Genomic DNA, 12,972 nt, shown 5'->3' on the forward strand with positions numbered 1-12,972 from the left:
GCGCAGGAGCGCAAGCAATCAGCGTCGTAAACAGGTTAGACGTTGGTCGACTGGAAGTGTATTAATCGCCGTTTATGCGTTTTACCGCTTAACGCGCCGTAATCATCGCGACCAATTCATCCGCTAAATCATCGGGTGTACGCGGGCCGGCAGGGTCGTACCAGCGCACCGTCCAGTTCAGCGCTCCTAAAATAAACCGAGAAACAAAGAAGCGGTCGCCATGGATAAGCCCCACTGCTAGCGCTTCGTCAATCACTTCAACCCATAGCTCCTCATAGGCATCACGCAGATGGCTCAAATGTGCCCGTGAATCAGCGTCTAAGCGCCGCCACTCAAATAACGCCACAACGTGTGCATTACGGTCAGCAAAAAGCGTTTCCAAATGGGCCCTTGCCATGGCATGTAAGCGCGCCTCGGGGTCATCCTCGCACTGCTTAAGGGCCGCTTTAGCGATGATTAACGCATTTTGCGTTCCCTCTTCTATCACCGCGGCGAGGATTTCTTGCTTATCCTTAAAATGATGAAACAGGCTGCCAGACTTGATACCCATTTCTTGTGCCAGCATACGCACCGTAGTGCGATCAAAGCCCTCTTGGACGAATAGCTGAGCCGCTAAACGTGTCAATTCCTTGCGGCGGGGAGATGCATTCATTACATTCATGTCACTCACACTAGCGCTTGCTTGGTTAGTGGGGAGAAGACCACAGCCCCGCTAATGGGTCAACGCACCGCTTAGCACTTAGTTAATTATTCAAATGCAAGACAACCATAATAATGCTGTTAGGAGATGAACAAATGAGCAATGCCACCGAGGTTGTATTTTTATCTGCTACCCGCACACCCATGGGCGGCATGATGGGTAGCCTATCAAGTATGACGGCCCCAGAGCTTGCGGCAGTGGCGATACGAGCCGCCATAGAACGAGCAGGCATCGAAGCATCCGCTATCGAAGAGGGCATCATGGGGTGTGTACTGCCCGCCGGTGTAAAACAAGGGCCAGCCCGCCAAGCCATGCGACAGGCCGGCATTCCCGACGCTAATGGCGCAACCACTATCAATAAACTATGTGGTTCTGGCATGAAAGCCACCATGCTAGCCCACGATTTGATCAAAGCGGGCACCGGAGAAGTGCTTCTAGCAGGCGGCATGGAGTCCATGTCCAACGCCCCCCACGTACTTACTAAAGCGCGTGGCGGTTACCGTTTAGGGCATGGCGAACTAAAAGATCACATGTTCCTGGATGGCCTAGAAGATGCCGAAACCGGCAAATTGATGGGCGTTTTCGCCCAGGATGTGGCAACTGAGCGCGGCTACACCCGCGAACGGTTAGATGATTTCGCGATTGCCTCTCTTGAACGTGCAATGGACGCCACCAACAGTGGCCACTTAAATGCCGAAATGGCACCGGTCACAGTAACCACCCGCCAAGGTGAAACGCTGGTCGAGCATGACGAACAGCCCTTCCAAGCCAAGCTGGATAAAATCCGCCAGCTGCGCCCAGCGTTTGCCAAAGACGGCACCATTACTGCCGCCAACGCCAGCTCAATTTCCGACGGCGCATCAGCCCTTATTTTGGCCAGCCACGAAGCCGCTAAGCGCCATGGCGTGAAGCCGCTGGCTAAAATGCTCGGCCATACCACCCACTCCCGCCACCCAAGCGAATTTACCATTGCGCCAGTAGGGGCGATTGAAAAGCTGATGAAAAAGCTTGGCTGGGGCGTTAACGACGTTGATCTCTTTGAGATTAACGAAGCATTCGCGGTCGTTACGCTGATGGCCATGGATGACCTTGGTTTGCCTCACGATAAAGTAAATGTGTTTGGAGGCGCTTGCGCCCAGGGGCATCCGATTGGCTCAACAGGTTCACGCGTGATTGCAACGCTTATCCACGCCCTACACACGAAGGGCGGCAAACGCGGCATTGCCAGCCTTTGCATTGGCGGTGGCGAAGCCACAGCGGTTGCTGTTGAGCTGATCGACTAAGCCCGTATGCGTGGTGCGCTACTCAGCGCGCCACGCTATCATTAAGTTAATGCCAGATATCGACGTTTCGTTCACTACTTGTTCACTACGGGTAAGCGGTATTAGGAGGCTATATGTTCCCTCATGTCATGATTGCCATGGACTTTTCACCCGCTTGGCCGCTTTTAGAACAACGCTTAATTCGCCTGCGCTCCAAAGGTGTTAAGCGCGTTAGTCTTGTTCATATTATTAGCCCCAAAAGTGCAACGCCCTCTACGGAGCAAAATATTGAACAACTTTACGCACAGCTACTTGTTCACGCCCAGCCGCTCAACGATTTAGGCCTGGACATCACGTATCATGTAGACGCTGGTAAGCCCAGCGAGCTGCTGGCGGACTACGCCGAACACCATGACGTGGACTTAATTCTCATTGGCTGCCAAGGACAAGGACGCTGGCAAGAAATGTTACTTGGCAGCACTGCACTTAACCTCGCCCACCTCACTCGCGTACCGCTATGGCTAGAGCCAGTCACTAACGTAAAGCATGGCAGCAGCTATACGACGGTCGTGCTCGCCACGGATATGTCTGCCGCAGCGAGTAAAGCCGAACGCCTTTTTCATAGTTTGGCACTCCACTTTCAGCATCGCGTTGCCATTATCGCTGAAAGTCTACTCGAAACCGATGGGTACGGATTTGAAGAGGCGCAGCTACACCTAACCGCTCTGGCAGCTCGCATCCCCAAACTTGATACCGTCATTGTTGCTGGCGAGTTTAAACAGGCCATCATTAACGAGGCCAACGCTTGGCATGCTGATCTCATTATCGTGGGTCAACAGGGTCATAGCCGGTTACGTGAACGTCTGCTAGGCAGCACCGCTAAGGCACTGCTAGAAGGCGCTGCTTGCCCCGTGATTCTGGTACCTTCCCAGCCTACTTAAGCATAACACTGCTACCCCCCAGCAATTGCGAGCCGCCTAGTCCTTTAGTGTTCCTAGCCACATAAGGCGCAGTCGACACGGCGGCTTGTTAATCGAGTCTTTTTGGTCGACTATCAATATATGGTAAATCATATATCATAGAGACTAATGAATACATTGGCCTAACTAGGAGCTTCTATGACTTTGCTAAATGATTTACCTAACGTAGCCCCCAACATCTTCACTGTGCCTAACCATGAAACGCTGATGCTTCCGCCTAGCGACCAGCCAGCACCAAAGATTTTGCTGCTTTACGGCTCTCTGCGTGAACGCTCTTTCAGCCGATTAGCCGTTGCAGAAGCCGCTAGACTACTCAATGCAATGGGAGCTGACACAACGATTTTTGACCCACGCGGTTTACCCTTGCCCGATGCGGAAGATGCAAGCCACCCTAAAGTGGATGAGCTGCGTACACTGGCGCAGTGGGCCGATGGCATGGTGTGGTGCTCACCTGAACGCCACGGCGCGATGACCGGCATTATGAAAGCACAAATTGACTGGATTCCTCTGGCACTAGGCGGCGTTCGCCCTACTCAGGGTAAAACCCTTGCCGTGATGCAAGTGTGCGGCGGCTCCCAGTCATTCAACACGGTAAATCAGCTGCGTATTTTAGGCCGCTGGATGCGCATGGTGACGATTCCCAACCAGTCGTCAGTGCCCAAAGCTTTTATGGAGTTCGACGACAACGGCCGAATGAAACCTTCGCCGTTTTATGACCGCATTGTGGATGTCATGGAAGAACTGGTGAAATTCACCCTGCTGGTTCGTGAGCGCAGTGATCTGCTAACCGACCGCTACTCTGAACGTAAAGAGAGCGCCGAAGACGTCTCCAAGCGCGTCAACCAACGCGCCATTTAATCAGGGAGTGATTTTATGACAACCCAGAACAACGCCTCCCCCTCTAGCGCCGATATGGGGCTATTTGAACGCTACCTTTCCATATGGGTAGCGATTGCCATTGTCGCTGGAATTGCACTTGGGCAGTTCGCCCCTGCCGTACCAGAGGTGCTATCACGGTTTGAGTATGCCCAGGTCTCTATACCCATTGCGGTATTAATCTGGGCGATGATTTTCCCCATGATGGCGCAGATTGACTTCAGTGCTATCGCAGGGGTACGCCGCCAGCCAAAAGGCCTGACCATTACCACCACGGTCAACTGGCTGATCAAGCCGTTTACGATGTTTGCGCTTGCATGGCTATTTTTCATGGTGATATTCAAGCCCTTCATTCCTGAAGAGCTGGCCAGCCAATATCTAGCGGGCGCCATACTTCTGGGGGCAGCGCCTTGTACAGCGATGGTATTTGTATGGAGCTACCTAACCCGAGGTGACGCGGCCTACACCCTTGTTCAAGTGGCGTTGAATGACTTGATTATGCTGTTTGCCTTTGCACCGCTGGTGGTTTTTTTACTCGGCATTTCGAACATCCAGGTACCTTGGGACACGGTTATTTTATCCGTGGTGCTGTACATCGTGATTCCGCTTGCGGCGGGCTATTTCACCCGTAAAACACTGATCGCGAAGTATGGCACTGAATGGTACGACAACGTGTTTATGAAACGTGTCGGCCCCATTACGCCGATTGGGTTGATTATCACGCTGGTGCTACTCTTCGCCTTCCAGGGCGAAGTGATTCTGAACAATCCGCTGCATATCGTATTGATCGCCATTCCGCTGATTATTCAAACGTTTTTAATCTTCTTTATCGCCTATGGCTGGGCCAAAGCGTGGCGCGTGCCGCATAACATCGCGGCCCCCGGCGCCATGATCGGTGCCAGCAACTTTTTTGAATTGGCGGTCGCAGCAGCCATTGCGCTGTTTGGCCTACAGTCAGGTGCCGCGCTCGCTACAGTCGTTGGTGTCCTCGTCGAAGTACCGCTGATGCTCGCGCTGGTGCGCATTGCTAACAAAACCCGCCAGCATTTTCCCGAAAACACATAACAAGGAGCGTTACCTATGGCGCATTATCTTATTTTTCTTGGCTCAACACGCACTTCTACGCCGCCTGCCCCTGCTCGCTTAGGCGAACGGGTAGCAAAAGCCTGTGAGCGTTTGCTCTCTTCACTGCCTGATACCACGGCAGAAATTATTGATCCGCTGACACTATCGCTACCCGCAGCATTCAAGCCGCATTTTGCCTATGCAAAAAAAGAGGTTCCCGATGACCTCGAAGCCCTTGCCGGCAAAATTGAACAAGCCGATGGCTACGTGATGATCAGCCCAGAATATAATCACTCCATGAGCCCGGCGCTGAGCCATTTACTAAATCATTTTGGCGCGTCCCTGTTTGCGTTTAAGCCCAGCGCCATCGTCACTTACTCCATGGGGCAATGGGGAGGCGCACGCGCTGCAGTGGGTATGCGCACCTTTCTATCGGAATTGGGTTGTTTACCCGTATCTGCAATGATCCATATCCCTAAAGCGCAAGAAGCGCTGAATGACGATGGGCAATTTGCTCAGGAACAGGAACGCTGGGAAAGTTATTTTGGCCGTACATTGGGGCAATTAACCTGGTGGGCAGACGCAGCCAAAGCGCACAAAGCCGAACAAGACCCCAAAACGCTATCACCAGCGTTTAAACAATCGCCTGCTCAGCGCAATGCCCCGCGGGACTAGTACGCTTAACAACGGCCTATTGGCAACTATAAATCCCAGTAGGCCTTAATAAACGCGCTCAGACTAGGTTTTGTACGAAAAGTTGGCTCGCAAGCAACGGTCGATGCACGCCACGAATACCATCGCCTTAAAGCTACTTGCCAGCTTTTCATAGCGTGTGGCGATCCGGCGACATTCTTTAAGCCAGCTAAAGCAGCGTTCTATCACATTCCGTTGCCGATATTTCGGTTTATCGAACCGTCTAGGTAGCCCAGGCCGGGTTCTTCGGTGCATATTGCGCTGAGCAATCACGGGTTTCATGCCGTGCCTGTCGCAATAATGACGCAGCTCATCGCTGTCGTATCCTTTGTCAGCCACCACATAGCGACTACGTTTGCGAGGACGCCCGACGCCACCTGGTAGATGAATGCTCTCTAATGTCGCAACGAAGTGACGAGAATCTGCCTCTTGACCAGGAGACAGTGTGAACGCCAGTGGCCAGCCATGACGATCACAAACCAAATGAATTTTGGTTGTTAAACCGCCGCGGCTACGGCCGAGCGCGTGGTCTAGCGGTTCTGTTGAACCCCCTTTTTACCGCCTCCAGCGGCAGCGCGTGTGGCTCGCACGGAAGTGGCATCGATCATCCACGTGTCTAGATCCATAAGCCCATCTTCACGTAACTTAAGCTGCAAGCGAGAAAGTACCGCTTCAAAGGTGCCGTCATCACGCCACTTGCGGAACCGGTCATAAACCGTCGACCAAGGACCATATCGCTCGGGTAAATCACGCCATTTAGCACCAGAGCACAGTACCCAGAAGACACCATTGAGCATTTTCCGGTCATCCCGCCTGGGTCTGCCCATGGTTTGAGGAGGAGCCACGATATCTTCGATCTGTGCCCAGCCGTCATCAGAAATCTCGTAACGTCCGACCATTGTTTTCCCCTATGCTGCTTTTGCATAGGTAAAGTTAGCAGATAAGGCTTTTCGTACAAAACCTAAAACAACGTGCGGGGTGAGCCATGAAGGATGTCATTGATATCGATAGCAACGCCGCCGACTTCATCAAACAACAAGGCGGCGTCGTCACCGTCCGCCTTTCCCCTCGCCACGGCTGCTGCGGTGGCCTCGCAAACCTGGCGGTGGCTGAAACGCGGCGGCCAGATGATGTCCATGACTATCAGCACCATACTCAAGATGGTATTTCGATCTATATTGCCCCCGAACTGGCTGCTCAGGGACTGCGCATTGGTGTCGAAGGCTGGTGGAAGTTGCGCCACCTGTATGTGGATGGTGTCGCTATTCAATAAGCTTGCAGCATTACGCTATCAGCCAAACTAATTTGGACAACATATGCACATCCACATATTATTATAAGAATATTCTTTTCAGACCTATGCGAGGTACCACATGCCGGAACCTAGCTCTCCATTACCTTCCTTTGCCGGCCGCCTGCTTTACCTCGCCAAGGAGAACCCCCATCAAGTGCGCTGGCTTGCAGCTGTCGTAGGAATTTTCCTGCTGATCTACTTCCTGCCCGCCGGAACAGCTCGCTTCGATAATGCCGTGCTGGAGGGAGTCCGGCTGACACACTGGTATGCGCAAGAGCACGTCATTCTCTGCCTACTGCCGGCTTTTCTGATCGCTGGTGCAATGGCAGCCTACCTAAGCGAAGGCGCCGTGATGCGCTACCTGGGACCAAACGCCTCCAAACCGGTCGCCTTTGGTATGGCCTCGGTTTCTGGCACGCTACTGGCCGTTTGCTCTTGCACCGTACTGCCGCTTTTTGGGGGTATTTATCGCCGAGGCGCAGGCCTGGGGCCTGCCATTGCTTTTCTCTATTCAGGGCCCGCTATCAACATTATGGCGATTGTCGTGACCGCCAAAGTGCTGGGCTTTGAGCTGGGGTTAGCCAGGGCCATCGGCGCGATTATATTCGCCGTGGTCATTGGCGTCATCATGCACCTTATGTACCGTCGTGAAGAGCAGGCTCGTGTAACCAAAAACAGCCGCGGCTTCAGCGGTGAACTTTCCCGCCCCCTAGGCCAAATCGGCGTATTTTTTGGACTCATGGTGGGCATTTTGGTATTCGCCAACTGGGCTGCAGCCGACAGCGCTGCCTGGATGACCATTTATGCCTACAAGTGGCATATCACTGCCTTACTCTCCGGACTTTTCGCTCTGCTACTGATTCGCCGCTGGAACTGGCCGCTACACCAAGTAGCGGTGTTGGCAAGTGCCGTCGCCGCCGCTGCTTTACTAGTGCCAAGCGTGCCTGAGCTGGCGTTCGTGACCGGTATTATTGGCCTTATGCTGATTGCCACCCTGCGTGACGAAGACCGCGAGTGGGCAGAGCAGAGCTGGGAATTCACCAAACTGATTGTGCCACTGCTGCTGGTTGGGGTATTTGTGGCTGGGCTGTTACTAGGCCGCCCAGGAGAAGAAGGCCTGATTCCCTCAGAATGGGTAGTCCTGGCGGTAGGTGATAACGGCTTACGCTCGACCTTTCTCGCCTCGCTGTTGGGCGGCTTTATGTATTTCTCGACCCTTACAGAAGTACCTATCGTCCAGGGGCTGATCGGGAACGGTATGGGCAAAGGGCCTGCGCTGGCACTGCTGTTGGCAGGACCAGCACTGTCGCTACCCAACATGCTAGTCATTCGAACTATTATAGGCACGCAGAAAACCCTTGTTTACTGTGCACTTGTCGTCGTGATGGCAACATTTTCAGGTTATCTATACGGCCAGTTATGGCCTTGAGAAAAACTAAATCTGTCTTTTTTGTTGTAAACCTAAAGGAGTGATTTTATGAAACTCAAGATATACGGCAGCGGCTGCAAGAAGTGCCAGCAACTTACCGACAACGCAAAGCAAGCCGCCAATGCTCTCGGCCTAACGGTGGAAATCGAGAAAATTACTGATGTGAACGCCATTATTGATGAAGGCATCATGCGCACACCTGCGCTGGGAATCGATGACGAGGTAGTGATCGAAGGTAAAGTAGCCAGCGTCGAGGAGATTCAGAAGCTACTCTCAGCATAAGGCGTCGATGACACAGCCCTATTGGCTAGTCACGCGAATACATAGCAACACCAGCGTCGCGCCCAGCATTAACAGGGCTGTAAGCCACAGCGCACTGGCACCACTTTGCTCTATCAGCAGGCCAAACAGCAGGGGTGCGAGTGCTTGAGACGCACGCGCCGGGGCAATAATCAGCCCTTGCCGACGCCCAAATCCTTTGGGGCCAAATAACGCCAGCGGTAATGTACCAGACGCAATGGTCATCATGCCGTTACCTGCGCCGTGCAGTAACGCAAAACCGGCAGCGGGCATACCAACGGCCGTTAACAATGCTGCGCCTAACGGGTGCAGCGTGGTGGCCACGCGTGCGGCTACCAGCGGGTGCAAATGGCGAAGCAGCGCAAACTCACCCACCCTTGCCGCCACCTGGGCAGGACCCACTAAGGCAGCGGCGGCCACTGCCACCGAAAGCGATACGCCGGTTTCCTGCAAAAGTCTAGGCAGATGAGCCGCCATCGCCGTTGAGACAAACCAGCCCGCGGCAAACACATAGGCTAATAACATCATCGCCAAGCGAGGACGCTCCGGCGACGGTGCCGATTTGTCGTCATCTTGCTGGGCCGCACTATCAGTTGCTTTGGGCAGGCGAGTATTCAGTGGCAGGCCTATTAAGATATGCAGCATGGCCCAGACGCCGCAGGCTGTACGCCAACCGAGTTCATTTTCCAGCCAGGCTGTGAGCGGCCAACCTACCGTGCTGGCAAATCCAGCGACCAACGTGACACCGGTAATCGATGCCCTGGCTTGACGCCCTAATAATCGGCCTAAGGTGGCAAAAGCAGCATCGTATAGCCCCATCGCCATCCCAATCCCCATCACCAGCCAAGCAAGGATTAGCGAGGGCAACCCCTGAGACACGGCCATTATGCCAAGGCCCAGTGCCATTACCCCGTTTGAGGCCATCAACACGCCTCGCCCGCCTTGCCTGTCGATCCATCGACCAACGCTAGGCCCGAGCATCGCTGTTAGCAGCAAAGCCGCTGAGAACGCGCCAAATACCCAGCCGGTTGAGATACCTAACTCTTGTGCTATCGGCACTGCAAGAATGGCGGGCAAATAATAGCTTGAGGCCCAGGAAAGGGTTTGTGCACTGCCTAAGGTGAGCGTTAAACCAAACCTGGGCGAACGAATCATGCGACTTGTCTAGGCAGTGCCAGTGCCATCACTGCACTGGCCGCCACTAAGGCCGCTGATACCCAAAGACAAGCGCTCAATCCGTAAGCCATATACAACCAGCCTGACAGCAAGGTTCCTACCAAACGCCCCATGGCATTGGCCATATAGTAAAAACCGACATCCATTGAGACGCCATCAGCACGGGCGTAGTGAACGATGAGATAGCTATGCCAGCTAGAGTTAATCGCAAATAGCACACCAAACGCTAAAAGCCCAACCACCAGCCAGCCCACCTGCGCCAGCGGCAGCATCGCCAGGGCAATCGCCAACACTGCCAAAGCAGCTGCCCAGCCTGCGGTTAGCGCACGGGCATCCCCTTTAATCAACCGAGTCAGCTTAGGTGCCTGGGTTTGTACGCCGCCATAGCCAATAATCCACGCTGCCAGCAATCCGCCTACCGTCCAGTGGGTCCAGCCATGCTGGTCATATAAAAACACCGGCAACGCTACTACGAACCAGACATCCCTTGAAGCAAACAAGCAAAAGCGCGCCGCCGAAAGCACATTAATGGCACGGGATTTCGAAAAAATCTCCGAAAACTTGGGCTTTACCTTCTGGCGCCCTAAATCTGCCTTTAAGCGCCACAGAGAGATTAATAATACCGCGCCAAGCATCACCGCCATGGCAATGACCGCACCACGGAAACCAATCAGCGTTAACAGCACCCCACCAACGAAAAAGCCGAGGCCTTTCAGTGCGTTTTTAGAGCCGGTCAGCATCGCTACCCAGCGGTAAAGCGCGCTATTGGCGTTGGCGCTCTCTTTAGGTACCAGCACTTTGACGGCACTTTTAGCACTCATTTTGTTTAAGTCTTTGGCGATGCCGGACAGCGCCTGCGCCGCCATCACCCACACCACCGTGAGCATCCCAGCAGGCACCATGAGCATTCCGAGCGCCACGATCTGCAGCCCTAGTCCCACGTTCATCGTGCGATTCAAGCCCAACCGCGCGCCGAGCCAGCCGCCAATAAGGTTAGTCACCACGCCGAAGGCTTCGTAAAATAAAAATAGCATGGCGATTTGCAGCGGCGAGTAACCTAGCTGGTGAAAATACATCACTACCAACATGCGCAGCGCGCCATCGGTAATGGTAAATGCCCAGTAGTTGCCGGTGATCAGCATGTATTGGCGCACCTCGAAAGGTAGCGCCTTAATACGGGCCTGCATATTCAGCAAGGGTGAATCAGCCACGGCTCACCTGCTCAGTGCCGACCATCAGCGCCAGCTCAGCCGTGCGGTTGGCGTAACCCCACTCGTTGTCATACCAAGCGTAAAGCTTAAGCTGAGTACCATTGACCACCATGGTGGAGAGCGCATCGATAATGGAGCTGCGTGGATCGGTGCGATAATCAATCGATACCAGTGGGCGATCTTCGTAACCTAAAACCCCCTTCAGGGCGCCTTCTGCCGCATCTTTCAGCGCTTGGTTCACTTCCTCAACAGTCACGTCCTTTTCTAGCTCAAACACCATATCGGTGAGCGATGCGTTAGCCAGCGGTACGCGAATCGCATGACCATTCAGCTTGCCTTCCAGTTCAGGGAAAATTGCAGTGATCGCTTTCGCGGAGCCCGTTGTTGTTGGTATTAAGCTCATGCCACAGGCGCGGGCACGGCGTAGATCTTTATGCGGGGCGTCTAGAATGGTTTGGGTATTGGTAATGTCGTGTACCGTGGTCATTGAGCCATGGCGAATACCAAAGGTTTCTTGAATCACTTTCACCACGGGCGCCAAGCAATTGGTGGTGCAACTGGCAGCGGTCACAATCTTATGCTGTGCAGGGTCGTAAAGATGGTCATTAACGCCTACTACCACGTTCAGCACACTCGCTTCTTTTATAGGTGCGCTGACCACCACCCGGGCAACGCCTTGATCCAGGTAGGCCTGAAGTTTTTCAGTGGTTTTTATCTTGCCCGAGCACTCAATGACCACATCGCAGCCAGACCAATCGCTGTCGGTAATCCTTGTATTAGCGCTAAAGGCGACAGAGTTACCATCCAAGACAATTCCATCGCTGGAAGCGGTAATCCCTTTGCCTGGCGACCAGTGACCGTGTACTGAGTCAAACTCTAATAAGTGGGCAAACGTTGCCGCATCACCGCCTGGATCATTAATGCGAATCAGCTCAACGGCCCCTGCTTCAACCTCAGCCCACAGGCTGCGCAGCGCCAAGCGTCCAATACGACCAAACCCGTTAATACCGATACGTAATACCATGAATAAACTCTCCTAAACAGGTGCGTTCTAGATTACTTTTTATATGCGATAAATCATATGTGTGCAGTTAAAAAAATACCAACAGGCTTGCCATTGGGTAGGCTAGCCTGTTGGTAATGTATCGCTAGCCGTAACGGCCCGTAATGTAGTCTTCGGTTTGCTTTTTGTCGGGTTCGGTAAAGACTTTATTGGTTTCACCAAACTCGACTAAATCACCCATATACATAAACGCGGTGTAGTCAGAAACACGCGCCGCTTGCTGCATATTGTGAGTAACAATCAATATAGTGTATTTCTCTTTGAGCTCGCTCATAAGCTCTTCAATTTTGAGCGTCGAAATAGGATCCAGTGCAGAAGCAGGCTCATCAAGCAGCAGCACTTCTGGCTCAATGGCAATGGCACGCGCAATTACGAGGCGCTGCTGCTGACCACCTGAAAGGCCAAAAGCGTTATCGTTGAGTCGATCCTTCACCTCATCCCATAACGCTGCGCCTTTAAGCGATTGTTCAACGATGTCATCGAGTACAGAACGATTATTAATGCCCTGCAGCCGCAGCCCGTAAGCGACATTTTCATAGATCGATTTAGGGAAAGGGTTGGGCTTTTGAAATACCATGCCTACCTTGCGACGCAGTTCAGCAACGTCAACGCTACGATCATAAATATCATTGCCGTCTAAAAGAATTTTGCCTTCTATCCGGCAAATATCGACAAGATCGTTCATCCGGTTGAAACAACGCAGCAAGGTAGATTTTCCACAGCCGGAAGGCCCAATAAAGGCGGTTACTTTCTTGTGTAAAATATCCATGTTGACGCCTTTTAGCGCCTGATCTTTGCCATAAAATAAATTGAGATCGCGTACTTTAAACGTAATATCTCGGTTGGTCATGGCGTGATCTTTGGTAGTGGCAATTGCTTCAAGCGTCATCTTAAATCCTCTTTACATCCTTTGGGGTCTAACG

At 53.0% G+C, this 12,972-nt stretch carries 14 protein-coding genes; 8 read left to right on the forward strand and 6 right to left on the reverse strand.

Translation table 11 applies throughout. The features are described from left to right. Positions 1 to 88 precede the first annotated feature (88 nt). A complete protein-coding gene (locus BB497_14730) occupies positions 89 to 652 on the reverse strand; it encodes a TetR family transcriptional regulator (protein AVI63876.1) in 564 nt (187 codons plus the stop codon). Positions 653 to 795: 143 nt separating this feature from the next. Between BB497_14730 and BB497_14735 the strand changes: the two genes are divergently transcribed. From BB497_14735 to BB497_14755, 5 genes are all read left to right on the forward strand, one after another. Next, positions 796 to 1,983: an acetyl-CoA acetyltransferase gene (locus BB497_14735; GenBank protein AVI63877.1), complete on the forward strand. Its 1,188-nt coding sequence runs from the start codon at positions 796 to 798 to the stop codon at positions 1,981 to 1,983. Positions 1,984 to 2,096: 113 nt separating this feature from the next. Further along, the gene (locus tag BB497_14740) at positions 2,097 to 2,903 is read left to right on the forward strand and encodes a hypothetical protein (GenBank protein ID AVI63878.1); all 807 of its coding nucleotides are present in this window, start codon (positions 2,097 to 2,099) and stop codon (positions 2,901 to 2,903) included. Between the two features lie 177 nt (positions 2,904 to 3,080). Next, positions 3,081 to 3,800, forward strand: a complete 720-nt coding sequence (locus BB497_14745) for an arsenical resistance protein ArsH1 (GenBank protein AVI63879.1) — start codon at positions 3,081 to 3,083, stop codon at positions 3,798 to 3,800. Positions 3,801 to 3,815: 15 nt separating this feature from the next. Next, a complete protein-coding gene (locus tag BB497_14750; GenBank protein AVI63880.1) occupies positions 3,816 to 4,883 on the forward strand; it encodes an Arsenite efflux pump ACR3 family: arc3 in 1,068 nt (355 codons plus the stop codon). A gap of 15 nt (positions 4,884 to 4,898) precedes the next feature. Then, positions 4,899 to 5,558 (forward strand): arsenical resistance protein ArsH2, encoded by a 660-nt coding sequence (locus tag BB497_14755; protein ID AVI63881.1) that lies wholly within the window; start codon positions 4,899 to 4,901, stop codon positions 5,556 to 5,558. Between the two features lie 548 nt (positions 5,559 to 6,106). Here the strand turns inward: BB497_14755 and BB497_14760 are convergent. Beyond that, positions 6,107 to 6,475 carry a transposase gene (locus tag BB497_14760; GenBank protein AVI63882.1) on the reverse strand — a complete coding sequence of 123 codons (369 nt, stop codon included), beginning with the start codon at positions 6,473 to 6,475 and terminating at the stop codon, positions 6,107 to 6,109. An 86-nt stretch (positions 6,476 to 6,561) separates the two neighbouring features. Between BB497_14760 and BB497_14765 the strand changes: the two genes are divergently transcribed. The 3 genes from BB497_14765 (at position 6,562) to BB497_14775 (ending at position 8,581) form a co-directional block, all read left to right on the forward strand. After that, positions 6,562 to 6,849: a hypothetical protein gene (locus BB497_14765; GenBank protein AVI63883.1), complete on the forward strand. Its 288-nt coding sequence runs from the start codon at positions 6,562 to 6,564 to the stop codon at positions 6,847 to 6,849. 100 nt (positions 6,850 to 6,949) lie between these two features. Next, entirely contained in the window at positions 6,950 to 8,299 is a 1,350-nt protein-coding gene (locus BB497_14770; GenBank protein ID AVI63884.1) for a permease, read from the forward strand. A 48-nt stretch (positions 8,300 to 8,347) separates the two neighbouring features. Next, positions 8,348 to 8,581 (forward strand): redox-active disulfide protein 2, encoded by a 234-nt coding sequence (locus BB497_14775; protein AVI63885.1) that lies wholly within the window; start codon positions 8,348 to 8,350, stop codon positions 8,579 to 8,581. An 18-nt stretch (positions 8,582 to 8,599) separates the two neighbouring features. Here BB497_14775 and BB497_14780 read toward each other — a convergent pair whose 3' ends face one another. The 4 genes from BB497_14780 to BB497_14795 all read right to left on the reverse strand — a co-directional run bounded on the left by BB497_14780 (position 8,600) and on the right by BB497_14795 (position 12,923). Further along, positions 8,600 to 9,754 carry a hypothetical protein gene (locus BB497_14780; GenBank protein ID AVI63886.1) on the reverse strand — a complete coding sequence of 385 codons (1,155 nt, stop codon included), beginning with the start codon at positions 9,752 to 9,754 and terminating at the stop codon, positions 8,600 to 8,602. Next, complete coding sequence (locus tag BB497_14785) at positions 9,751 to 10,962, reverse strand: MFS transporter permease (GenBank protein AVI64366.1); 1,212 nt, start codon at positions 10,960 to 10,962, stop codon at positions 9,751 to 9,753. The genes BB497_14780 and BB497_14785 overlap by 4 nt, the downstream gene beginning before the upstream one ends. A gap of 16 nt (positions 10,963 to 10,978) precedes the next feature. Next, on the reverse strand, positions 10,979 to 12,010 hold the full coding sequence (locus BB497_14790) for a type I glyceraldehyde-3-phosphate dehydrogenase (GenBank protein AVI63887.1): 1,032 nt from the start codon (positions 12,008 to 12,010) through the stop codon (positions 10,979 to 10,981). Between the two features lie 124 nt (positions 12,011 to 12,134). After that, entirely contained in the window at positions 12,135 to 12,923 is a 789-nt protein-coding gene (locus BB497_14795) for a phosphate ABC transporter ATP-binding protein (protein ID AVI64367.1), read from the reverse strand. Positions 12,924 to 12,972 lie beyond the last annotated feature (49 nt).

The sequence above is a fragment of the Halomonas sp. GFAJ-1 genome, assembly GCA_002966495.1.
Classification (GTDB): domain Bacteria; phylum Pseudomonadota; class Gammaproteobacteria; order Pseudomonadales; family Halomonadaceae; genus Vreelandella.

Bases quoted from the DNA above. Each gene is read 5' to 3' on its own strand.
- BB497_14730 (AVI63876.1), bottom strand. From the start codon at position 652: ATGAATGCATCTCCCCGCCGCAAGGAATTGACACGTTTAGCGGCTCAG.
- BB497_14735 (AVI63877.1), top strand. From the start codon at position 796: ATGAGCAATGCCACCGAGGTTGTATTTTTATCTGCTACCCGCACACCC.
- BB497_14740 (AVI63878.1), top strand. From the start codon at position 2,097: ATGTTCCCTCATGTCATGATTGCCATGGACTTTTCACCCGCTTGGCCG.
- BB497_14745 (AVI63879.1), top strand. From the start codon at position 3,081: ATGACTTTGCTAAATGATTTACCTAACGTAGCCCCCAACATCTTCACT.
- BB497_14750 (AVI63880.1), top strand. From the start codon at position 3,816: ATGACAACCCAGAACAACGCCTCCCCCTCTAGCGCCGATATGGGGCTA.
- BB497_14755 (AVI63881.1), top strand. From the start codon at position 4,899: ATGGCGCATTATCTTATTTTTCTTGGCTCAACACGCACTTCTACGCCG.
- BB497_14760 (AVI63882.1), bottom strand. From the start codon at position 6,475: ATGGTCGGACGTTACGAGATTTCTGATGACGGCTGGGCACAGATCGAA.
- BB497_14765 (AVI63883.1), top strand. From the start codon at position 6,562: ATGAAGGATGTCATTGATATCGATAGCAACGCCGCCGACTTCATCAAA.
- BB497_14770 (AVI63884.1), top strand. From the start codon at position 6,950: ATGCCGGAACCTAGCTCTCCATTACCTTCCTTTGCCGGCCGCCTGCTT.
- BB497_14775 (AVI63885.1), top strand. From the start codon at position 8,348: ATGAAACTCAAGATATACGGCAGCGGCTGCAAGAAGTGCCAGCAACTT.
- BB497_14780 (AVI63886.1), bottom strand. From the start codon at position 9,754: ATGATTCGTTCGCCCAGGTTTGGTTTAACGCTCACCTTAGGCAGTGCA.
- BB497_14785 (AVI64366.1), bottom strand. From the start codon at position 10,962: ATGCAGGCCCGTATTAAGGCGCTACCTTTCGAGGTGCGCCAATACATG.
- BB497_14790 (AVI63887.1), bottom strand. From the start codon at position 12,010: ATGGTATTACGTATCGGTATTAACGGGTTTGGTCGTATTGGACGCTTG.